Source organism: Stutzerimonas stutzeri (genome assembly GCF_051028275.1).
Classification (GTDB): domain Bacteria; phylum Pseudomonadota; class Gammaproteobacteria; order Pseudomonadales; family Pseudomonadaceae; genus Stutzerimonas; species Stutzerimonas stutzeri_AS.
Window position 1 is genome coordinate 2,653,506 of record NZ_CP069269.1, and the last position, 22,608, is coordinate 2,676,113.

General features: G+C 58.9%; 22 protein-coding genes. 10 read left to right on the forward strand and 12 right to left on the reverse strand.

All coding sequences use genetic code 11. The annotated features are described in order from the left end of the window. Positions 1-96 precede the first annotated feature (96 nt). The 3 genes from gmd (at position 97) to JQR87_RS12100 (ending at position 3,884) form a co-directional block, all read left to right on the forward strand. Positions 97-1,128, forward strand: coding sequence for a GDP-mannose 4,6-dehydratase (gene gmd / locus JQR87_RS12090; RefSeq protein WP_407296864.1), 1,032 nt, complete (start codon positions 97-99; stop codon positions 1,126-1,128). A gap of 249 nt (positions 1,129-1,377) precedes the next feature. Beyond that, entirely contained in the window at positions 1,378-2,298 is a 921-nt protein-coding gene (locus tag JQR87_RS12095) for a GDP-mannose 4,6-dehydratase (RefSeq protein WP_407296860.1), read from the forward strand. 497 nt (positions 2,299-2,795) lie between these two features. Then, positions 2,796-3,884 (forward strand): polysaccharide biosynthesis/export family protein, encoded by a 1,089-nt coding sequence (locus JQR87_RS12100; RefSeq protein ID WP_407296857.1) that lies wholly within the window; start codon positions 2,796-2,798, stop codon positions 3,882-3,884. Between the two features lie 122 nt (positions 3,885-4,006). On the opposite strand, the gene JQR87_RS12105 is transcribed toward JQR87_RS12100, so the two are convergent. Further along, positions 4,007-4,207, reverse strand: a complete 201-nt coding sequence (locus JQR87_RS12105) for a hypothetical protein (RefSeq protein ID WP_407296855.1) — start codon at positions 4,205-4,207, stop codon at positions 4,007-4,009. A 268-nt stretch (positions 4,208-4,475) separates the two neighbouring features. Between JQR87_RS12105 and JQR87_RS12110 the strand changes: the two genes are divergently transcribed. The 3 genes from JQR87_RS12110 to tal all read left to right on the forward strand — a co-directional run bounded on the left by JQR87_RS12110 (position 4,476) and on the right by tal (position 7,897). After that, the gene (locus JQR87_RS12110) at positions 4,476-5,492 is read left to right on the forward strand and encodes an SDR family oxidoreductase (protein WP_407296852.1); all 1,017 of its coding nucleotides are present in this window, start codon (positions 4,476-4,478) and stop codon (positions 5,490-5,492) included. Positions 5,493-5,843: 351 nt separating this feature from the next. After that, the gene (dusA, locus tag JQR87_RS12115) at positions 5,844-6,848 is read left to right on the forward strand and encodes a tRNA dihydrouridine(20/20a) synthase DusA (RefSeq protein WP_407296849.1); all 1,005 of its coding nucleotides are present in this window, start codon (positions 5,844-5,846) and stop codon (positions 6,846-6,848) included. A 122-nt stretch (positions 6,849-6,970) separates the two neighbouring features. Beyond that, the gene (gene tal / locus JQR87_RS12120; protein ID WP_407296846.1) at positions 6,971-7,897 is read left to right on the forward strand and encodes a transaldolase; all 927 of its coding nucleotides are present in this window, start codon (positions 6,971-6,973) and stop codon (positions 7,895-7,897) included. A 1-nt stretch (position 7,898) separates the two neighbouring features. Here tal and rssC read toward each other — a convergent pair whose 3' ends face one another. Both rssC and rssB read right to left on the reverse strand, forming a co-directional pair. Beyond that, on the reverse strand, positions 7,899-8,381 hold the full coding sequence (gene rssC / locus JQR87_RS12125) for an anti-sigma factor antagonist RssC (RefSeq protein ID WP_407296844.1): 483 nt from the start codon (positions 8,379-8,381) through the stop codon (positions 7,899-7,901). Then, a complete protein-coding gene (gene rssB / locus JQR87_RS12130; RefSeq protein ID WP_407296841.1) occupies positions 8,378-9,562 on the reverse strand; it encodes a two-component system response regulator RssB in 1,185 nt (394 codons plus the stop codon). Before rssB ends, rssC begins: the two co-directional genes overlap by 4 nt. Positions 9,563-9,766: 204 nt before the next feature. On the opposite strand from rssB, the gene JQR87_RS12135 reads away from it, so the two are divergent. After that, positions 9,767-10,066: a PilZ domain-containing protein gene (locus JQR87_RS12135; protein ID WP_407296838.1), complete on the forward strand. Its 300-nt coding sequence runs from the start codon at positions 9,767-9,769 to the stop codon at positions 10,064-10,066. An 87-nt stretch (positions 10,067-10,153) separates the two neighbouring features. On the opposite strand, the gene JQR87_RS12140 is transcribed toward JQR87_RS12135, so the two are convergent. Further along, a complete protein-coding gene (locus tag JQR87_RS12140; RefSeq protein WP_407297725.1) occupies positions 10,154-10,792 on the reverse strand; it encodes an MlaA family lipoprotein in 639 nt (212 codons plus the stop codon). 287 nt (positions 10,793-11,079) lie between these two features. Between JQR87_RS12140 and JQR87_RS12145 the strand changes: the two genes are divergently transcribed. Beyond that, positions 11,080-11,346: a DUF4404 family protein gene (locus JQR87_RS12145; RefSeq protein ID WP_407296835.1), complete on the forward strand. Its 267-nt coding sequence runs from the start codon at positions 11,080-11,082 to the stop codon at positions 11,344-11,346. A 56-nt stretch (positions 11,347-11,402) separates the two neighbouring features. On the opposite strand, the gene queF is transcribed toward JQR87_RS12145, so the two are convergent. The 3 genes from queF to JQR87_RS12160 form a co-directional block, all read right to left on the reverse strand. Beyond that, complete coding sequence (gene queF, locus JQR87_RS12150) at positions 11,403-12,233, reverse strand: NADPH-dependent 7-cyano-7-deazaguanine reductase QueF (protein WP_407296832.1); 831 nt, start codon at positions 12,231-12,233, stop codon at positions 11,403-11,405. 125 nt (positions 12,234-12,358) lie between these two features. Then, entirely contained in the window at positions 12,359-13,138 is a 780-nt protein-coding gene (locus JQR87_RS12155) for an ABC transporter permease (protein WP_407296829.1), read from the reverse strand. Beyond that, the gene (locus JQR87_RS12160; RefSeq protein ID WP_407296826.1) at positions 13,135-14,067 is read right to left on the reverse strand and encodes an ABC transporter ATP-binding protein; all 933 of its coding nucleotides are present in this window, start codon (positions 14,065-14,067) and stop codon (positions 13,135-13,137) included. Before JQR87_RS12160 ends, JQR87_RS12155 begins: the two co-directional genes overlap by 4 nt. Before the next feature lie 264 nt (positions 14,068-14,331). Here JQR87_RS12160 and JQR87_RS12165 point away from each other — a divergent pair, with 264 nt between their 5' ends. Continuing rightward, on the forward strand, positions 14,332-16,779 hold the full coding sequence (locus tag JQR87_RS12165; RefSeq protein ID WP_407296824.1) for an acyl-CoA dehydrogenase: 2,448 nt from the start codon (positions 14,332-14,334) through the stop codon (positions 16,777-16,779). 290 nt (positions 16,780-17,069) lie between these two features. Beyond that, entirely contained in the window at positions 17,070-17,477 is a 408-nt protein-coding gene (locus JQR87_RS12170) for a PA2817 family protein (RefSeq protein WP_407296823.1), read from the forward strand. Between the two features lie 142 nt (positions 17,478-17,619). Here the strand turns inward: JQR87_RS12170 and JQR87_RS12175 are convergent, their stop codons facing one another. The 5 genes from JQR87_RS12175 to JQR87_RS12195 all read right to left on the reverse strand — a co-directional run bounded on the left by JQR87_RS12175 (position 17,620) and on the right by JQR87_RS12195 (position 22,590). Further along, a complete protein-coding gene (locus tag JQR87_RS12175) occupies positions 17,620-18,609 on the reverse strand; it encodes a TRAP transporter substrate-binding protein (RefSeq protein ID WP_407296821.1) in 990 nt (329 codons plus the stop codon). A 54-nt stretch (positions 18,610-18,663) separates the two neighbouring features. Then, the gene (locus JQR87_RS12180) at positions 18,664-19,491 is read right to left on the reverse strand and encodes an HpcH/HpaI aldolase/citrate lyase family protein (RefSeq protein ID WP_407296819.1); all 828 of its coding nucleotides are present in this window, start codon (positions 19,489-19,491) and stop codon (positions 18,664-18,666) included. Between the two features lie 20 nt (positions 19,492-19,511). Further along, positions 19,512-20,717, reverse strand: a complete 1,206-nt coding sequence (locus tag JQR87_RS12185; protein ID WP_407296817.1) for a CaiB/BaiF CoA transferase family protein — start codon at positions 20,715-20,717, stop codon at positions 19,512-19,514. Between the two features lie 131 nt (positions 20,718-20,848). After that, positions 20,849-22,201: an MmgE/PrpD family protein gene (locus JQR87_RS12190; protein WP_407296815.1), complete on the reverse strand. Its 1,353-nt coding sequence runs from the start codon at positions 22,199-22,201 to the stop codon at positions 20,849-20,851. After that, positions 22,198-22,590: a VOC family protein gene (locus JQR87_RS12195; protein WP_407296813.1), complete on the reverse strand. Its 393-nt coding sequence runs from the start codon at positions 22,588-22,590 to the stop codon at positions 22,198-22,200. Before JQR87_RS12195 ends, JQR87_RS12190 begins: the two co-directional genes overlap by 4 nt. Between the last annotated feature and the right edge of the window lie 18 nt (positions 22,591-22,608).

Sequence of the window (22,608 nt, forward strand, 5' to 3'; positions counted from 1 at the left end):
ATCTGTAGATTAGAAATATCCGCGGATGTCGGCACTCGCCAGACACAAGCGAAGTAAACGCAACTTTTGCAAAAATATCCTCAAACAGGGAAGAACATGAAAGCGATTATTACGGGCATTACAGGGCAAGACGGCGCATATCTGGCGGAACTGCTGCTGGAGAAAGGCTACACCGTCTACGGCACGTTCCGTCGCACCAGTTCGGTCAACTTCTGGCGGATCGAAGAGCTGGGTATCGACAAACATCCCAACCTGCATCTCGTTGAATATGACCTGACCGACCTTTCTTCAAGCATCCGTCTCTTGGAAAGCACCGGCGCAACCGAAGTCTACAACCTGGCCGCGCAGAGCTTTGTGGGGGTTTCTTTCGAACAGCCGCTGACGACCTTGGACATCACCGGTGCAGGCGCAGTGAATCTGCTGGAAGCCATCCGGATCGTTAACCCGAAGATCCGCTTCTATCAAGCCTCAACCTCGGAGATGTTTGGCAAGGTCCAGGCTATCCCGCAAGCCGAAACCACACCCTTTTATCCTCGTAGCCCCTACGGTGTTGCCAAACTGTATGCACACTGGATGACCATCAATTACCGTGAGTCCTACGACATCTTCGGCTGCAGCGGCATCCTCTTCAACCACGAATCGCCGCTACGTGGCCGTGAATTCGTAACCCGCAAGATCACCGACTCGGTAGCCAAAATCAAATTGGGTCAGCTTGACGTCCTGGAGCTGGGCAACATCGACGCGAAACGAGATTGGGGCTTCGCCAAGGAATATGTCGAAGGTATGTGGCGCATGCTGCAGGCGGACGAGCCCGACGTGTTCGTGTTGGCGACCAACCGCACGGAGACAGTACGTGACTTCGTGACGTTGGCATTCAAGGCTGTTGATACCGAGCTGAAATGGGAAGGCTCCGGCGAACAGGAGCAGGCAATAGACTGTGCAACCGGCAAAGTCGTCATGCGGGTCAACCCAAAATACTATCGCCCGGCGGAAGTCGACCTCCTGATCGGCGACCCGCAAAAGGCCAAGGACGTGCTGGGTTGGGAACCCAAAACATCGCTGGAACAACTGTGCCGGATGATGGTGGACGCCGACATGCGCCGCAATCAGCAGGGCTTTTCCTTCTAAGTGCGATAACTGGCTACGGGTAACGCACCATATAGATGGCTGTACCGGTTACCTCATTTGCGTAACCGACCCAGCTCCTGTCTAGCCGGTGCGTCACCCTAGCGGCCAGTTGGTAATGCCAGCGGCGTACGGTCGTATTGCTCCTAGGCCAACCCAGTGCGACGACGGCCGTAACCGGGGCGCAATATCCCATGCCTATACAAGGTGATTATCGTCGTTGAAATTGGAACTCATCCTATCGGGAAGACCATGCGTAAAGTGCTGATTACCGGCGTCACCGGGTTCACAGGCCGCTATATGGCCGAAGAATTCGCAGCCTGTGGCTACGAGGTCCATGGCCTCAGCTACCGTCAGCCGGTCGGCGAACTGCCGGCAGCTGTATCAGCTATCCATTGCTGCTCGCTGAACGACACCGAGATGCTGCGGACAATCCTCACAGAGATACGGCCAACCTACGTCGTGCACTTGGCGGCCGTTTCGTTTGTGGCTCATATCGATGCGGATGCAATATACACGGCCAACCTGCTAGGTACACGGCACCTCCTTGAAGCGCTACGAGCCACCGCAATTGAGCTCGAAGGCGTCCTGCTGGCCAGTAGCGCGAATGTCTACGGCAACGCTACCGAGGGTGTGCTGGATGAGTTGTCGCCTTTTGCGCCAGCGAACGATTACGCGGTCAGCAAAGCCGCGATGGAATTCTTGGCTAAGTTGTACCAAGGCCGCTTGCCGTTGATTATTACCCGCCCCTTCAATTACACCGGCGTCGGCCAGGCTGAACAATTTCTAATCCCCAAAATCGTTTCGCACACGCGCCGTCGAGCCAGCGTGATCGAACTCGGTAATCTGGACATTGCTCGTGACTTCTGCGATGTTCGCCAGGTTGTCCAAGCCTACCGTCGCCTGCTCGAAACGCCCACAGCGATTGGCGAAACCGTCAATATCTGCTCGGGCTCTGCCTATACGCTTGAGTACGTGCTTGATCAGGCTGCCGCTATCTCAGGGCACCAGATGGAAGTCAGGGTCAACCCAGCCTTTGTACGCAGCGCAGACGTGAAGAACCTGTTTGGCAACCGAGCCAAGCTGGATTCGCTCATTGGCGACATGCCTCGAATCGAACTGAAGGACACCCTGCGCTGGATGATCGAACAGCCCGCTGAAGTCCGCGAATAACTTTGTCGAGACCACAGCACAACCGCTGGTCAACCTGTGTACCAGTGGTGGACAGGGCGCCAGTTCGAGGCAGCCAGAGCGGGCAGTTAAACCTATGATCTGCACTGTCCTGGGTCGTTTTATCCTGCGTCGCATTCCTCTCACAGCATCGTTTCAATTATGCACTTTGTCGTGAACCGCCGAGAAACGAAGCGGTCTATGCCTACTGTGAGTAATGCAGCGTCTGTTTCCGCTTGAGGACGATTCTCAAGCAGACCGAGCGACAGCCATCCAGCGGCTCATCAGGTAGCGGTCTCACATTGAGTCGCGGAGGTAGTCCTTCCTGGCTCGCAGTAGCGATATTGAGGAGCAGAAAGATTGGATGCGTTCAGTTGCACCTTCGGATGAGCTTGGTGAGCAATCGGGCTGACGCATCGGTGCTTGTTTGCTCTTTCAGCAGAAAGTGAATTGCAGTTTCACTTCGTAAAAACAACTATTCCGTCAAGGATGAAGAAATCATGAAACCTTTATTTGCTCTCGCATTCTCTTCCGTTTTGGTACTGCAGGGATGCGTTTTCGCACCCGGTCAGCATCTGGACCCCGACCAGTTCAAGGACGGCGCAGAAGTCGAAGACGGTACAGTCCAGCTGATGCGTATCACGCCTGACATGCTCAAGGGCGAGCTATCGTCCGACAAAGGCACTTCCAGCAAACAAGAGCTGCTGAACTTCAAGCCTGAAACTTATCGAATTGGCGCTAACGACCTGCTCTACATCACCGTCTGGGACCACCCCGAATTGACCGCTCCGTCGGGTCCGCAACAACAGCTGGACGCCAACGGTCGCCTGGTACGCCCCGATGGCACCCTCTTCTACCCCTACATTGGAAATGTCGAAGCCGCTGGCAAAACAATTGAACAGCTGCGTTCTGACATTTCCAGACGGCTGGCCAACTACATCGACAGCCCGCAGGTTGACGTGAGCCTCCTGCGCTTCGGTAGCCAGCGCATCGTTCTCTCCGGCGCGTTTAACACTGCTGGAGAAGTGGAAGTCACCACCGCACCGATGACAATCGTGCAGGTCATTGGCCAGGCCGGTGTCGACACAGACACCGCGGACCTCTCTGGTCTGATGCTCAAGCGCGACGGCCGTGAGTACATGATTGACCTTGACGACCTGAACCGCCCGGATTCCTGGTTGCATCAGGTCTACCTCAAGGACGGCGACCAGCTTCACCTGCCATACAACGATCAGAAAAAGATCTACGTACTGGGTGAGGTCGTTCAGCCGCAAGCAATGACATTCAAGGCAACCAGCCTGAACTTGATGGACGCCATCGGCACCGCAGGCGGCATTCGTCAGGACACGGCTGACGGCGAGGCTGTATACGTCATTCGTGGCGCACAAAATATCGCTACCGAGAAGGCCACTGTATTCCAGCTGAACGCCGAGTCTCCGGCAGCATTCGCCCTCGCTCAACATTTCCCGCTACAACCGCAGGACGTTGTGTTCGTTGGGCCGGCTGGTATCACCCGCTGGAATCGCTTCATCAGCCAGCTGCTGCCATCGGCTAGCGTCATCGGTACCGGTGCCGCATTCAACCGATAACAGCGTAACGCTCAAGCCACCATCGGCTTGACCCGAACCGCAGTCAGCCCAGCGCGACTGCGGTTTTTTTTTTGGCCTGTCGAACACGCTTGATCCGGCCCAGCGCACGGGTTGTCGTTTCGTCACTCGGTAGGGATGGTTGGGTCGTCTTCGAACATATCGATGTCGTCATCGCCGGCATCCGTCACATCCGGATCGGACATGGGCGCATCATTGATTGTGGCGCCCTCTGGGTCTCCCGGAAGGGCTTGCCCGCTGCTCGCATCGTTCGCGGCTAACAATTGGCCGATGTTAATGTGCGTTTCTAGCATTTCATCTCGCATGTTTCACCTCGCTACAGTCGTCAATTGACCTACAGCTTCGAGCCGTCCAGCGCTCGATAGTGCGCATCCGCCAGTCGGGCAGCAGGGTCAGAGCGACCGATAGACCGCTCGCTACCTAGATACCGACTATCACCGTCGATGAACGGCACCAGCGTTGGCGCATCTATAAAAACACTTTACGAAGCCCGCCAACGGTATGAATGGGCCGAATCCATTGCGACATCAAGCAACGGACCGCGAGGTGCTGCATAGCCCCGAAGGAGTAGCCATGCATTCCGATGACCATCCCCTTTCACGCCGCAGACTCATTCAAGGCGCCGCCGCAACCGTAGCAGTCGGCGCGACAGCCTCAGCCCTGGGCCAGACCGCCAGCACAGCGTCCACATCGACCACGCCGCCGCCTGACCCGCTGCGCTCGCCGAAAAAGATCTATCCTCAACCCCCCTTTCCGGCGCAACCACAGCCATGGCCAGGGCTGGCCCAAAAGATGGAACCACAACCCGACCACGGCGAGTCCAGCTATCACGGCACTAACCGCTTGGCTGGCCGCAAGGCACTGATAACCGGTGGTGACTCGGGCATTGGTCGTGCCGCGGCGATAGCCTATGCACGTGAAGGCGCAGACGTCGCGATTGGTTATCTGCCCGATGAAGAACCCGATGCTCAGGATGTGGTGAGGCTTATTCGCGAAGCCGGACGCAATGCAGTGGCGCTGCCTGGCGATATCCGCGACGAAGCCTTTTGCAAGCGGCTGGTGGAGCAGGCTGTAGAAGAGCTAGGAGGACTCGACATTCTGGTCAACAACGCGGCGCGGCAAAACAGTGAGCAATCGATACTGGACATCACCACCGACGAGTTCGACTGGACGCTAAAAACGAACCTGTACGCGATGTTCTGGATCACCAAAGCTGCCATACCACACATGCCAGCCGGCTCCTCAATCATCAACACCTCCTCGGTGACGACCTACGATCCTCCGCCTAATCTGCTCGACTACTCGATGACCAAAGCTGCCATCGTCAACTTCAGTAAATGCCTGGCCAAGCAGCTCATCGACAAAGGCATACGGGTCAATGCCGTGGCGCCTGGCCCGTTCTGGACGCCATTGCAGGTTTGCGGCGGCCAGACGATGGAGAACCTCAAAAGCTTCGGCAGCAGCACCCCAATTGGGCGACCCGGCCAGCCTGTGGAGCTGGCGCCCGTTTACGTCTTGCTTGCCTCGACGGCAGCCAGCTATATAACCGGCCAGGTCTATGGTGCAACCGGCGGTACAGGAGAGCCCTGAGCATCAGCAAGGGCCGGAATCGGTCAACTTCTCGCAGGGCTTGGGCTGATAACAGCCCAAGCCCTGCGATTGCTGACACTTATCAGACCATCCCTATCAGCATACCTACCGCCGCCACCGCGAGCGCCGCAGACCCGAACCCCGGAGCTCTTCGAACCCTGGCACGCGAAGTACCAACCGTACTGATAAACTTGCCGCCTTTTACTGAAGCAAACGGGGCAACAACCGTTACGGTGTCTCGTTACGCATCTTGCCAGCTAAGTCCCCTTGCCAGTGCCACGTCGAAATGACCCATTGAGACAAGCGTACCAAGCCATCAGCAAAGCACCTGTTATCGAAAGCCGGAATGCCATGAACCCAAGCTCCAACCCAGCCACCGAACGCTCGATATTATCCCGAAGGTTTTCCGTTGCCCCCATGATGGATTGGACAGACAGGCACTGTCGGTACTTCCTACGTCAGCTCTCTCGGCACGCTCTGCTCTACACCGAGATGGTCACTACCGGCGCCCTGATCAACGGCGATGCCGAGCGGTTCCTGCGGCATGATGCGGCGGAACATCCGCTGGCATTGCAGCTAGGAGGCAGCGTACCGAGTGATCTTGCCGCGTGCGCCAAGATGGCCGAAGCAGCAGGATATGATGAGGTCAACCTCAACGTTGGCTGCCCCAGCGACCGGGTACAGAACAACATGATCGGTGCCTGCCTCATGGGCCACCCGGCACTGGTGGCGGATTGCGTGCAAGCGATGCGCGACGCAGTCGGAATTGATGTCACCGTTAAGCACCGCATCGGCATCAACGGGCGCGACAGCTATGGCGAGCTTTGCGATTTCGTTGGGCACGTCAAAGAGGCCGGCTGCAGAAGTTTCACCGTGCATGCCCGTATCGCGATACTGGAAGGGCTTTCTCCTAAAGAGAACCGCGAGATTCCGCCGCTTCGCTATGACGTTGCGGAAAAATTGAAAACCGACTTTCCGGATCTGGAAATCATCCTCAACGGCGGAATCAAGACGCTGGCCGAATGCGAAGCCCACCTGTCGCGCTTCGATGGCGTCATGCTAGGCCGCGAGGCTTACCATAACCCTTATCTGCTCTCTCAGGTCGATGCCAGGCTGTTTGGCAGCGAGGAGCCCTGCATCAGCCGCGCCGACGCGCTCCGACGAATGCGGCCCTATATCGAAGCGCACCTCGCCAGCGGCGGCTCGATGCATCATGTGACCCGCCACGTTCTGGGATTGGGCCAGGGCTTCCCTGGGGCAAGGCGGTTTCGCCAATTGCTGTCCGTCGACGTGCACAAAACAGAGGCGCCGCTGGTACTTCTTGATCAAGCGACGGACCTGCTCGAAGGGCACTGATATAGTGCTTTGGAACACCCGGTGTCATTTTCGATCCAACAGCAGCCCCACCGGACCATCCGAAACGCGAACGGTGCGATGGGCTTGGGTCCAAGCCATGCCAACCAAAGGAAGAGCGCCCTATGACGTCAAAGTTGGAACAACTCAAGCAATTCACCACCGTAGTTGCCGACACCGGCGATCTCGATGCCATCGCCCGCCTCCAGCCGGTTGATGCAACCACAAACCCTTCCCTTCTGCTCAAGGCTGCCGCCCTGCCACGCTACGCCGAGCATCTGAAAGCGGCCATGTCCCGCTGCGAGGGCGACATCGGCCTTGGCTGTGATCTCTTCGCAGTCGCGGTAGGCCAGGAAGTGCTCAAGCTGATACCGGGACGAATCTCCACGGAGGTCGATGCGAGGCTGTCATTCGACACCCAGGCCATGGTTCAGCGCGGCGAACGCCTGATCGGCCTGTACGAGCAGGCCGGTGTGTCTCGTGACCGCGTGCTGATCAAGCTTGCGTCCACCTGGGAAGGCATTCGTGCCGCTGAGCAGCTGGAAAAATCAGGAATTCAGACCAACCTGACACTGCTATTTTCCTTTACTCAAGCCGTCGCTTGCGCTGAAGCTGGGGTGTTTCTGATATCACCTTTCGTCGGTCGTATCTACGACTGGTACAAAAAGGCCGAAGGCCGTGACTATGTCGGCGAAGACGATCCGGGCGTCCAGTCGGTCAGCCGAATTTATGATTACTACAAGGCGCACGGCTACGAGACAGTCGTGATGGGCGCAAGCTTCCGCAACGCCGGTCAGATCGAAGCGTTGGCAGGTTGCGATCGCCTAACCATCAGCCCCGAGCTGCTCAGCCAACTGGCACAGGAAGAAGGCACGCTGGAACGCAAGCTGTCACCTGGCCGTGCGTCCGAACCGCGTATCAGCATGGATGAAGGCAGCTTCCGCTGGGGATTGAACGAAGATCCAATGGCGACCGAGAAGCTTGCCGAGGGCATTCGCCAATTTGCGCGGGATCAGGAAAAGCTCGAAGCGTTACTGCCTACCAAGCTTTGATTCAGGACCGCTCCAGGGCGGTCACGAGGTCACGAAACGCCTCGCGGTTGGATTCATTGAGGCTCATCAGGATACGGTGAGCCTCAAGCACTTTGCTCTTCACGATGTCCTCGGACTGGTCCTGGCTTGGCAGATCGGCCAACTGTTCCGGAGACGGCAGCGGCTGATCGACGATGTTGAAGACCTGATCGAAGCCCATCGATTGCAGCAAGCGGGTGATGTCGGCATGGGTCGTGACCAGTGTCGGGAGCATGCCGACTTTCTGCCGGGAGAGGATCGAAAGCTTCGCAAGCAGGCCCAGCGTCGTGCTGTCGATGCTACGGCTTTCGGTAAGGTCGATAACGATCGAAGAGAAATTCAGCGAAGAAAAAATTTTCTCGATCGTGGCGTCCAGCGCTGAGCAAAGCGTCAGCCGAATCTCGCCGACGAACTTGAGAACGAACGTACCGTTCTGCTCAGCAAACTGGATTTTACCAGTGCTCATGCAAGGTTCCTGCTTAATACCAGCAACGCGATGTCATCGGGCATATCCTCCAGATCAGCCAGGCCCAGCACCTGCTGCAGCCCCGCCAGCGTACCGCCGGCGTCGCAAATCAACCCAGGAAGCCCGGCCTCTTTTTCTTTGAGGGCTTCGCCAGGCAAAAGGTCCAAAATGCCATCGGACAACAACGTCAGGCTGAAAGAATCGGGTAGCTCGATCTCGTAATTATCGTAGGTGGCTTCAACGAACAGACCAACAGGCAGGCCTTTTCCCTCGAGATATTTCGCACTGTCGCCGCTGAACAGCACGGGCATCGGAAGGTGCCCGCCGATGCTGTAGTGCAGGACGTTGCGCTCCTGATCGATCACGCCACCAAGCATGGTGACGTGCTTACCCAACTTGCAGTTGATGAGCCCGCGATTGATATGATCGAGCACCTCGGAAGGTTTGAAGGCCCGTAGCGCTCCGCCCCGCCGCGATTCGTACAGCAAACGCGTAGTCATGAATTTCAGCAGGACAGTGACGAAGGCCGAAGAGGCACCGTGACCGGAAACGTCCGCCAGATAAAAGCCGATACGATGCTCGTCAACGCGAAAATAATCGACGAAGTCGCCGGAAAGGTAGAGCGACGGGATGATCTGATGGGCGAATTGAAATTCGTCGAGACTGCAGGGTGTAACCGGCAGCATGTTCATCTGCACCTGGCGGCCCGCATCCTGATCCTCTTGAAGCAGATGCAAACTCGCCTGAAGGTCGCGGTTGGCCGTTTCCAGCTGTTCACGGTAGCGCCGGTTCTCGAGACGCAAGCGTGAACGGTCGAGGGCTCGACGAACAGAGTGCTCGAGCATCGCCAGGTCTTCGAGGGGCTTGATCAGATAGTCCGCTGCACCCAACCGCAGTGCTTCGACAGCATCGCTCATCACGCCGGCCCCGGAGACCACAATTACCGGAAGGTCAGCCTGGCGCTCGCTGATCAGCCGGATCAGCTCCAGGCCATCCATCTGAGGCATGCGCAGGTCGCAAATCACCAGGTCGGGATGTTCCGTATCGAACAGCTCTACGCCCCGCGGCCCGTTAGGCGCCTGCAACACCTTGAAACCACTGTCATCCAGATAGGCAGCCAGGCTGGCTCGTACCACATCGTCGTCATCTATGATCAGCAGCGTCGCGCTTGGGTTGTGCATGTTCCTACCAGGCGGTATCGCCAGGATGATTGGCGAAAGCATCGGCCCAGCGAAAGCGCCGGGCATGGGATCTTTTCAAGGCGCAGACGGTACTCCCATACGATCCGTGTTTCAAGCCAGGCGCTACCGCTCCGTCTGTACTTTACAGGCTGAATTAACGGGCGCTATAAGCACTGGCGAAACCTGAACCCAGAGGACGAAATCATGACCCTGCGAGATAGAGACTACAGCGAGAAACGCGACTTCATTCGCATGCAGATCGAGACCGTAATCACCCTGACGCAGGGCGATCAGCGGTACGAAGCCACGTGCCTGGATCTTTCCAGCACAGGCATGCAGGTAGTTGCGGCAACCCACCTTCAGATGGGCGATAAGGTAAGCGTGCATATTCCCTCTGAGCACAGCGAGCTGAAGGGGTTGAATGCAGAAGCAGAGGTCGTGCGTGTCGGCGTCCACAGCGATGGCCAGCAAAGCCTGGGCCTGGCCATCTTATCGATGAGCTGAGCATCGCCAAGTTGTAAGACAGCGTATCGCAGACCGCCTAGATGCCTCTATGGTCCGCCCTGGCCAAGCCAGCGCGGACCGGATTCATCAGAAATCGTCTTCGACCTGGCCATCGCGAGTTCTGAATTCGCGATTCTGCAAATAAGCGTTACGAATGAAGATGTATCGGTCGCCTGTGACCATTCTTTCGGCGGAGAGGAGCTCTGCGCGCGTATCGACCACATCGATGGCCCGGGTCACGTTGCGTGTCGGCACATGATCCATATAGGGATAGGGCTGCAGCAGCGAATCCGATACACGCCCTGCCGTATCGCGCACGGTGCTCGGCCCCAGCAGCGGCAACACGACGTAGGGCCCGCTACCTAAACCCCATACCCCCAGCGTCTGGCCGAAATCTTCATCATTCTTCTGCAAGCCCATACGGGTCGCGACGTCGAAGAATCCCAGCAGCCCAAACGTACTGTTGAACAGGATGCGACTGGTATCGATACCAGCGTCGCGGACCTTGCCCTGCAGCAGGTCGTTGGTCAGCACAACGACGTCGCCGAGGTTGCTGAATACGTTGCCGATACCGTCTTCGAGAAAGGTCGGCGTGATTGTCTGATAGCCCTGAGCAAGCGGCTTGAGGGTGTAGGTATCAACTTTGTCGTTGAAGTTGAAAATCACGCGGTTGATGCCTTCCCATGGGTCCTCCTCGCCAGCCTGCAACGATGAAGCACCGAACATCGACAGCACGACGACGAAGACAGTAGTGAAATCCCGGACCCAAACCTTGCTGATCAATCCCATCGCAGGCCTCTCCTTCTCATATGTGGGGTGGCTACCCACCAAAGCGCAGCAGTATAAATCCAATGGGACCATTTCCGGCAGCTGGCAGACATGCGGAGCGGCAACGGCGAACTTCACTGTGCTCGATCCAATCAAACGGACGACAAGCCTGGACCGCTGGCTTAACCTGAATCCATGACGCTTTGGCGGAACAGATCCCAGAAACAATCACAGAGGGACGAAATATGTCGGAACATGACCTGCAGTCACAGCTGGCAGAGCTGCGTAGTCAACTAGCGTCGGATGCTCCGCTGACGAACGAAGAGCGCGCATCGTTGCAGCTGATTGCTCAGGATATCGAGCTTCGCCTGGCCAACCAGGGCATAGTCGACCAGAACGACTCGCTGGTCGACGGGGTTAACCTGGCGGTCGAGCGTTTCGAGGTCAGCCATCCTAATATGGCGATGACGCTTCGAAACATCATGCAAACACTGGCGAACATGGGTATCTGAACAAAACCTGAGACGAGAGCGTGGAATCATCCACGCTCGCCGCATTCAGCTGCCGCTTACTGACGAACCAGCCGGCCATTGCTCGGCAAGACACTGTCAGTGCTGCGATAAGGATTGATATCCAGGCCACCGCGGCGCACGTAGCGAGCATAGACGCTCAGCCGTTCCGGCGTCAGCAAGCGCTGCAAGTCGAGGAAGATCCGCTCCACGCACTGTTCATGGAAGTCCGCGTGCTGGCGAAAACTCACCAGATAGGCAAGCAGGCTTCCGTGATCAAGCGCGGCGCCCCTGTATTCGATTACCACTGTGCCCCAGTCTGGTTGCCCGGTAACGGGGCAGTTGGATTTCAGCAAATGGCTGTACACACGCTCCTCGGCCTGACGCGCAGGGTCACAGCGCAGCAGATCGGGGCGAGGCGAATCATAGATTTCAACAGCGATGTCCAGACCATCGATGCAATGTCCGGCTAACGCTGCAACCCCCTCGGCAGCCACGTCTTCCAGTGACCTCAAGCGGACACCGACGGGCTTGCCCGCCACTGCCGACAGGTCCCGCGTCATCACCTCCACGAGCGAATCGCGGCTCTCGAATACCGACTGGTTGAGCGAGTTCAGATAGAGCTTGAAGGACTTGGACTCGATGATATTCGGTGAATCGGCCGGGATGCTGAATTCACCGATGGCCACCACCGGCTTGCCGGACGGCAGCAACCAGGACAGCTCGTAGCAATTCCAGATATCCACACCGTTATAGGGCAACGTCTCAGCGGTCAAACCGAGTTCGGCCCACTTAGCCGCTCGGGAAATGGGAAAGAGCTGCTCAGGGCTATAGGTCGCGACGTATGCACTGGATTTGCCCAGCGGTGACAGTTCGGCAGGGTGTTGCATGGCGGGAACCTGTACGAAAAATGACCGCTAGTGTAGCGGTTCCCGCGCTGCTTATCATCGCGCCCTTGCCGCCTCTTGCTCAGCTCGGCGCAATAACTTGCTGCCCCATACGAGCGATGCGATGGCTACTGGCGCATCCCCCGTCCGCTTTTGAGCAAATGGATGCACCACAGGTACATCAGTACTGCCGCCACCGCCATGAAACTGATGGCGATACCGATACGGATGTCCGAGACGCCCAGAATGCCGTAACGGAACGCATTGACCATATGCAGGATAGGGTTGGCAAGCGAGAGCGTCTGCCAGAACGGCGACAGCAGATTGATCGAATAAAACACGCCACCCAGATACGTCAGCGGCGTCAACACGAAGGTGGGGATGATCGAGATGTCGTCGAAATTACGCGCAAATACTGCGTTGATGAACCCGCCGAGCGCAAAGATGGTCGAGGTCAACGTAATCACCAGCAGCGTGATCCCCAGATGATGCACCTGCAGATCGGTGAAGAACATCGACAGCAGCGTCACGATCAGCGCCACAGCCAGCCCGCGGGTGATGCCCCCCAGTGCGAATCCGATCAGAATGACATGCGGCGACACCGGCGAAACCAGTAACTCCTCAATCGAACGCTGGAATTTGCTGCTGAAGAAACTGGAAACCACGTTGCTGTAGGAGTTGGTGATCACCGACATCATGATCAGGCCAGGCACGATGTACTCCATGTAGCTGAAGCCACCCATCTCACCGATGCGAGAGCCGATCAGATTTCCAAAGATGACGAAGTACAACACCATGGTGATCGCCGGCGGGAGCAGTGTCTGCGGCCATATACGCGTGTAGCGGCGTATTTCTCGGTGAACGATCGTTTGCAGGGCAACCAGATTGGGCCGAAATTCCGCGTTCATTTGGTCCCCCTGGGCAAATTGTTTTCCACCATCGAAACGAACAGCTCCTCAAGCCGGTTGGTCTTGTTGCGCAGACTCACCACCTCGATGCCCTGAGCCGACAGCATTCGAAACAGATCAGTCACGCCCTGGCTCTTTTCTATCTGAACCTCAAGCGTATGGTGATCTACCAACCGCGCCGGATAGCCACCAAGCTCCGGTGGCACCAGCTGTGACTCTTTCAGATCAAGCAGGAAAGTCTCGACATGCAATTGCTTGAGCAGCTCACGCATGCTGGTGTTCTTGACGATCTGCCCGTGGTCGATGATGCCAATGTTACGGCATAGCTGTTCGGCCTCTTCCAGATAGTGCGTCGTAAGGATGATGGTGATGCCTTCGCGATTGAGCTCGGTCAGGAACGACCACATCGACCGGCGAAGCTCGATATCGACGCCTGCGGTGGGCTCGTCGAGGATCAGGAGTCGGGGGCGATGGATCAGCGCACGGGCAATCATCAGTCGTCGCTTCATGCCGCCGGACAGCATGCGTGAGGAGACGTCGCGCTTGTCCCACAGGCCCAGCTGATTGAGATATTGCTCGGCGCGCTCCTTGGCGATCTTCGCCGGTATGCCGTAATACCCAGCCTGGGTGACCAGAATGTCGAAGGCCTTCTCGAATTGATTGAAGTTGAATTCCTGCGGCACAACCCCGAGGCACCGCTTGAGCCCTGACGGGTCACGATCAAGATCATGACCGAACACGTTGACCGTGCCGGCCGTCTTGTTCACCAGCGTCGAGAGGATACCGATCGTGGTGGATTTGCCAGCGCCGTTTGGGCCCAGCAACGCAAAGAAATCGCCTTCGGCCACGTCCAGGTCGATACCCTTAAGAGCCTCGAAGCCGTTTCCGTAAACCTTGGTCAACTGCCGGATGGATAGCGCAGTAGTCATATAAGCCCGCACACAACACAGAGACATTCAGACTAAGTAAGGGCGCGATGGCGCATTTGCAACGCTGCTGTCTAATCGATTTCTTTAACGCCAGCGTAGCGCTAGCAGCGAAACACAACGTATCACTAACACTCGGTCATTTCCGAACTCACCCACTGAGTTCCGGTCATTATCGAGACTACAGTGGCAACCTGCCCCACTACGCTGCTCTCTGCATAAGCCTATGCTCCGGTAGGACGCCAATCGCTCTACAAGGAGAACCACATGACCCTGCTCTGGCTGCTTGTCTTACTGCTCGGCATCGCCGTGATTGCTCATTTGCGCGTATCGCCCGTACCCGCGCTAGCCATCGTTGCGGCCTACCTGGTGCTTATGGGCGCCGCAGAGGAAACACCAGCACTGCTGATGATCGTCCTCTGGGTCCTGCTTATTGCTGTTGCGATCCCATTGCTGGTCGCGGATCTGCGCATCAAATATTTCAGCGGGCCGATGTTCGACTGGTTCAAGAAGGTACTGCCGCCAATCTCAGACACCGAGCGCGATGCCATCGATGCCGGGACAGTGTGGTGGGATGGCCAGCTATTCAGCGGCAAACCGGATTGGGACGTGCTGCTCGGCTACCCGAAAGCAACCCTGACCGAGGAAGAGCAAGCCTTCATCGACGGGCCGACCGAGACGCTCTGCGCGATGGTCAGCGACTGGCAGGTCGGTCAGCGCATGGACCTGCCGCAGCAGGCTTGGGACTACATCAAAGCCGAAGGTTTCTTCGCGTTGATCATCCCCAAGGAATACGGCGGCAAAGGTTTTTCAGCCTATGCCCATTCTCAAATCGTGATGAAGCTCGCCACCCGCAGCGGCGACCTCGCCACCACCGTGATGGTGCCGAACTCGCTCGGCCCGGCCGAGCTGCTGATGCATTACGGCACGGATGAGCAACGCAACCACTACCTACCGCGCCTGGCCAATGGCACGGATATCCCCTGCTTTGCCCTGACGGGCCCCTATGCCGGCTCGGACGCGGGCGCGATGAACGACAGCGGCGTCATCTGCCGAGGCCAGTGGCAAGGCGAAGAGGTGATCGGCCTGCGCCTGAACTGGGAGAAGCGCTACATCACCCTTGGCCCGGTCGCCACGCTGCTTGGCGTTGCATTCAAGACCTATGACCCTGAGCACCTGCTCGGTGACGAGGAAGAACTGGGTATTAGCCTCGCGCTAATTCCCACCGATACCGCCGGCGTCGAGATCGGCCGTCGACACCTCCCGCTGGGTGCAGCCTTCATGAACGGTCCGAACTGGGGCAAGGACGTGTTCGTTCCGCTCGAAGCCATCATTGGCGGGCGCGAGATGATCGGCAAAGGCTGGATGATGCTGATGAACTGTCTCTCGGTCGGGCGCTCCATTTCGCTGCCGGCAACAGGCGCCAGTGCAGCCAAGACCTGCAGCTATGTCAGCGGTCGCTATGCGCAGATCCGCGAGCAGTTCAACGTGCCACTTTCAGCATTCGAAGGCATCCAGGAACCCCTTGCACGCATAGGCGGAAACGCATGGCTGATGGACAGCGCCCGCATCCTGACGGCCAATGCAGTCGATCTGGGCGAAAAACCATCGGTGCTCTCAGCCATCCTCAAGTACCACCTGACCGAACGCGGCCGGGCATGCATCACCGACGCCATGGACATCCACGGCGGCAAGGGGATCATCATGGGACCGAGCAACTATCTCGGCCGCATGTGGCTGTCTGCCCCGATTTCCATCACGGTTGAGGGCGCCAACATCCTCTCGCGCAACCTGATGATCTTCGGTCAGGGTGCGATTCGCTGCCATCCGTTCGTGCTCAGGGAAATGGAACTGGTTCACGAGCCCGACCGGGAGGCCGCGATCAAGAAATTCGATGCGTTGCTGATGCAGCACATCGGTTTCGCTGTCAGCAACACGGCCAGCACCCTTGTGCTCGGGCTTACATGCGGTCTGATGGGCAAGGCGCCCGGCACCGAACTGACCCGGCCCTACTTCCGCGCGCTGGACCGTATTGCCGCAGCCTTCGCGATGCTTGCTGACCTGTCGATGATGTTGTTGGGCGGCGAACTCAAGCGCCGCGAACGGCTCTCGGCACGACTCGGCGATGTTCTTAGCCACCTGTACCTGGCATCCGCTGCGCTCAAGCGGTATCACGACCTCGGTCATCCAGTCGAGCAGGCGCCACTGCTGCGCTGGGCGATGGAAGACTGCCTGTGCAAGGCCGAGCAGGCGCTGGCCGACACACTGGCCAACTTCCCCAACCGCCTGCTCGGCGGCGTGCTGCGGGTCCTCGTATTCCCCTTCGGCGCTCGCCACAAAGGGCCATCCGATGCGCTCGATGCGGAAGTTGCCGGCATTATTGGCCGCCCGGAAGGCGATCCGGCGCTCGAGCAGATTCTGGAAGGTGTGTATCGCCCCGAGGGCAGCGACGAAGCCCTGGGCGCCTTGCGGGATGCGTTCGATACGCTGGCTGCCTCGCAGCCGCTGCAGAAGAAGCTTCACAAGGCGCTCAAGAGCGGCGAGGTCAAGCCGACCGCAGGCGAAGACCCCATCTGTGCTGCGCTTGCTGCCGGCGTGCTCGACGCCTCCGAGGCACAGCAGCTCACCGCGGCGGAAGCAGCACGACGCAAGGTCATCAGCGTTGATGATTTTGCCAAGGATGAGCTGGTGCTGGACGAGGGACGCATCCGTTGATCGAACGCTGGCATCGGTAGTCATCGAAGCTACCGCCAGCTGTATCGTGCCACCGCGCCGAACAGCTGGCGGATGCGTCATAGTCGCGCAATGCAATTCGCACCTCTAGCCAACGATTACCCGCTCAACCTCCACACTCCAGCTCCAAGCCAGTTGCGTCGCCACACCTTACCGCTCGACGATCACCCGACGTTTGCACCGAACCCTGTCCAGGGACTTGAGTCAACTGAGCACGCCCCAATTAATCCTCGCGCCGTTATAATTGCGCGCCAATACGACACAGGTGAACCATGGCCAATCCTTATCACGACCACAATTTGGCACTGCTGGCCCATCTGCGCGGCATCCTGCTCGCCATGGGTGAGACAGAACAGGTTTCTGAAGAAAGCCATGCGCTATTTCTAGAGCGCTTCGACGAGCTGATCATGAACCTGCAGAACGTACCGGAAGAACGCCACATGGGGCAGGACATGATCTGTCAGGTCTTCCACCGTTATCCGCAGATAGCCCATCTGGTCCCACGCGACCTGCTCTGGTACTTCGGGGGCGATTGCCTGCACTTCATGCCGGACGAAGAGATCGAGATCTTCCAGCGCCTGGATGAGCGGCGCTACGAAGCCGAAGAAAACGACGAGCCGTTCGACTGGAACATGGAACGGCAATTGATGACGATACCGGAGGAAGGCCCTCGCCACTGACAGAGGGTAGAGCCGCTCCATGCGGCTCGATATAGCGACCCTGCTTCTCGGTAACGCAAGTCAGCAGACAGCTACTGTCCTGGGCGGCTCAGGTCAGTAGCTGAAACAAGCCGCCATGCAGATGCAGGCGGCCCGTTTTAGCTCAGGGCTGGTTTGCCGCCTCGGCTGCCTTGATCAGTTCGCCGCCGATTTCACCCTCGAACTTCTTCCACACCGGCCTCATCGCCTCGCGCCATTCGCGGCGCTGCTCAGGCGTCAGCTGGATAATTTCTGTTTTTCCCGACTCGGCAATGGCGCGTTTGGCCTTGTGGTTCAGCTCGTCAGCCTGACGGTTCACCTCGACCGTCACCTCTTCCAGTATGCCTTCCAGTTCGCTACGCACATCTTCCGGCAGACCCCGCCAGAACTGCGTGTTTGTGATCACCATGTAATCGATCAGGCCGTGGTCGGACTCGGTGATGTATGGCTGCACCTCATGGACCTTCTGGCTTTCGTAATTCGACCAGGTATTTTCGGTGCCGTTGACGACGCCAGTCTGCAAGCCTTGGTAGACCTCTGCAAAGCTCATCTTGCGCGGATTGGCACGGATGGCCTTGAACTGTTCTTCGAGCACTTGAGACGCCTGCACCCGGAACTTGAGGCCGCGCGCATCCTTGGGCTCACGCAGCGGTTTGGTGGCGGACATCTGCTTGGTACCGTTGTGCCAATAGGCCAATCCGGTAATGTTCTTGTCCTCCATGGACGTCAGCAGCGCCTTGCCCTGCGGGCTGCTCTGAAAGCGGTCAGCCGCAGCCAGATCATCGAACAGGAAAGGCAGGTCGAAAATCTGGATGGGTTTGGCGTAGTGTTCGAACTTGGCCAGTGACGGCGCCAGCATGTGCACATCGCCGATCAGCAATGCCTCCATTTCCTTGCCGTCGCCGAACAGCGAAGAGTTCGGGTAGACCTCGACGACGACCTTGCCGGGGAGCCGCTCTTCAGCGAGTTGCTTGAACATCAGGGCGCCCTGCCCCTTGGGCGTGTTGTCCGCTACCACATGGGAAAACTTGATGGTGATCGGCTCTGCCTGGACCACAGCGGCGATCGAGAAAGACAGCGCGCAGGCGATGGCCTTGAGTTTATGACTCAGCATGGAAGTACCCTCTTGTTTTTGTCGGTTGGTACGTTTCGCGGGCAAGCGTTTCAGTCAGGGGACCGTTAGCCCGGCACGTTGCAGCAGGCGACGGGCACGACCGATGACAGGGGCATCGATCATCTGTCCATCCACCACGAAGACCCCTTCGCCGGACGTGCCGGCGTCGAGGACGCGTTGCGCCCAGGCCAGTTCGTCGGCGCTGGGCATCAGCGTTTCGTGCACCACAGCCACTTGGCTGGGGTGAATACAGAGCATTCCGCCGAACCCCATGTCGCGGGCGTCGGCAACGAAACTGGCGAGGCCGGGCAAGTTCTTGATATCGGGAAAAACGCTATCGAGCGGTGGCGCCAGCCCGGCCAGCCGCGACTGTAGAAGCAGCGCATAACGCGCCTGATCGAGGATGCGTTCGGCACCGTCGGTGCCACTGGACAAACCAAGGTCGAGGCCCAGATCGAGCGCGCCGAAAGACAGCCGCTCGACGCCCTGAGCATGGGCAATTTCCGGCAGGTTAGCCAGCCCGCGTGCGCTTTCGATGATCGGCCAGACTGGCTTGCCGCAGCGGGTCGCCTGGGCCACCTGCGCCGCGCTTTCTGCTTTGGGCAGCAGTACGCCGACGGCTGCCTCGTGGCGGGCGCACATCAGCAGGTCCTCGACCTGCTCAGGATGAGTCGGGGCATTGATGCGCACCAGTACCCCAGCATTGGGATTGGCAGCGAGAAAGCCGTCGAGATTAGCCCGCGCCTCGCTTTTCTGGCTTTGCGCGACAGCGTCTTCAAGATCGACAATGACGGCATCAGCGCCGCTCGCCAGCGCCTTGGGGATGCGCTCCGGGCGGGTTGCGGGGACGAACAGCGCGCTGCGGATGATCATTGAGTTCATCGACTGAATCCTCGTCGGATTCATACCGCACCCTGCTCATGCAGGTGCTGAATATCGGCTGGCGTGTAGCCCAGCTCGGCAAGCAACGCATCGGTGTGCTGCCCGAGCGCAGGGATTGGGTCCATACGCGGATGGAACGCACTGTTGCGCCCCGGCGGCAGCAAAGCCGGCAACGCTCCGGACGGGCTGCCGACCTCGCTCCATCGCTGCCGCGCCTTGAGCTGCGGATGTGCCCAGACCCCAGCCATGTCGTTGACATGTGCATTGGCGATCGGCGCAGCATCAAGGCGTGCAATCACCTCCAGCGCATCAAGCGAAGCAAAGACGTCATTGATGATTGCGCGCAGGGCCTCGCGATTATCCGAACGCAACGAGTTGCTGCAGAATCGCTCATCCCTGGCAAGCGTGGGCTGGAGCAACACCTTTTCGCAGAACAGCAGCCACTCGCGCTCGTTCTGCAGGCCGAGCATAACGGTGCCACCGCCACCGGTCGGGAACGGCCCGTACGGGTAGATGGTGGCGTGAGCGGCGCCCGCGCGCGGCGGCGGTGTGGCGCCTTTGTAGGCGTAATACAGCGGATAGCCCATCCACTCAACCAAGCTCTCCAGCATGGATACATCGACGCGGCTGCCCTCTCCCGTCTTGTCGCGTAGCATCAGCGCCGAGAGCACGCCGGTGTAGGCGTACATGCCGGCGGCGATGTCGGCAATCGAGCACCCGGCCTTTGCCATCTCGGTCTCGCCCGCCCCGCCCGTGACAGAGAGGAAACCGCCTTCCGACTGGATCAACAGGTCGTAGGCTTTTTTCTGCTCGTACGGCCCGCCCTCGCCATAACCCGAAATATCGCAGACGATCAGCTGCGGAAAACGCTCATGGAGGGCCTCGAACGACAGTCCCATACGGGCCGCCGCGCCAGGTGCAAGGTTCTGTACCAGTACGTCAGCTTTTGCGAGCAACTGATCGAGAACCCGGCTTGCACCTTCCTGTTTCACATCCAGAGTCAGACTTTCCTTGGAACGGTTGGTCCAGACAAAATGCGAAGCCAGCCCATCGACCCGTTCGTCATAACCGCGCGCGAAGTCGCCGGCACCGGGACGCTCAACCTTGATCACCCGCGCACCGAGGTCCGCCAACTGGCGCGTGCAGAACGGAGCGGCAATGGCATGCTCGAGGCTGACCACAGTGATGCCGTCGAGCGGGCGAGGTTTGGCTTGGGTGTCGTTCATGTCTGGTTCCTTCAAAATCGGCGTAGGGTGGAAATCGGCGAAGCCATTTCCACGCGTTTGTTCAAGCCCTTGGGCACTCTGGCGCCACTTTGGCGGATGAGGCTTCGCCGTCATCCACCCTACGTTTCAGTTCAGGCCAGCGCGTCCAGCCGCTGCAGCTCACGCAGCCGCCATACCTGGTCGATCAACTCGCCCGCCTCGTTACCGCTGCGCACACCGGCGAACTGCACCAGGCGTCGAAATTTATCCTCCAACTCAGCCCGGCTCAGGGTATTGCCGGGGTCGCCCTTGGGTTCGTCGATAGCGCCGTGCAGCATGCGGTTATCCGAGGTGGTCACCTCGACCCGACCGAGCCAGCGCGCAGGGTATGCGCCGTCCACTTCTGGATCGAGAGTCATCGAGACCCTCTCGCGGAATTGGCCAACGCGCGGATCGCTGAGCGCGTGCGTGTGGAATTCGGTCAGTCCGGCCTTACCGTACAGCGCGATCAGCCCGAGCACCGTGCCCATGCTGAACTTGGCTTGATGCACCGTCTGGGGCACCACTACACGACCAAGCACATCGATGGCGCCCTGGTGTACGCGAGCCGTGACGGCAGCGATGTCATCAGCCTTCAGCCCCTCGCGCTGCATGAGATCAAGTAGTGCATCAGCGGCTGGATGGGTATGACGGCAAGAGGCGTGGAACTTGAAGGAGGTTTCAGCGAGCGCCCAGCGGCTGCCGAGGCGGTCCGACAGCGCAGTTGGCCTGGAATCCGTCGACATGCCGGCTGCCAGCCCCTGCTCGCCTTCGAGGATGTTCTGCGCCCCGGTCAGCCCGTCGGCGGTCAGGTAGGCCGCAAGCAGGCCATTGGCCGAAGCCTTGGCGGTGTGCAGCTGCTTGGAGTCCGCCGCGTCACGGAGAAACTCCCAGAGGCCCGCCGCTTGCGTGCCAGCGCTGCCGAGCAGATGGGTGAATCGCTGCTGGTCGAAGCCCATCAGCTTGCCCACCGCCACCGCCGCGGCCAGGGTGCCGACGGTCGCAGTGGTATGAAAGATGCGGTAATGCGAGCGACCGAGGAACTCGCCGATGCGGATGCCCGCCTCGTAGCCGGCGATCGAGGCCACCAACAGTTCGCGGCCGGACCTGCCGAGGTCCTGCGCTGCAGCCAACGCGGCAGGGAACACGACCGTAGCCGGATGTAGCACCGAGCTGTTGTGCAGATCGTCCTGCTCCACCAGATGCGAGCTGGCGGCGTTCACCAGCGCGGCGAAATAGGCGCTGCTGCGCTTGCCGTTGGCGAAGATCTGCGCCGGGCCTTCGGCAGGGCCCATCTTTTCGGCGTATCGCTCGAACAGCGGAATGGGATGTGACCCGGCGCTGGCCAGCGCAGAGCCGAGCCAGTCGAGAAACAAGTCTTCGGTGCGCGCAAGCACGGTGTCGGGGATCTGCTCGTAGGCGAGCCCGGCAAGAAATTCCGTTAGCGCCCGGGTGTGCTGGCTCATGCATTCGGCTCCAGTGGGTTGGAAAGCTCGATCAGGTTCCGGTCAGGGTCGCGCAGGTAAACGGAGCGGATCGGCCCGGTCGCGCCAGTGCGCTGCACCGGACCTTCGACGATAACGGCCTGTTGCGACTGGAGGTGGGTGATCATCTGCTCCAGCGGTGTGGCGACAATGAAGCAGAGGTCCGCCGAGCCCGGCATGGGCCGGTCGGCCTTTGGCTCGAACTCGCTTCCGGCCTGGTGCAGGTTGATCTTCTGGTTGCCGAAGGTCAGCGCCTTGCGTCCTTCGCCAAAGGTCGACACCTGCATGCCGAGCACGCGGGTGTAGAAGTCGATCGTTGCCTCAAGGTCAGCGACGGTCAGCACCAGGTGGTCGAGATGGCTGATATTCATGACGCACTTCCCTCTTTG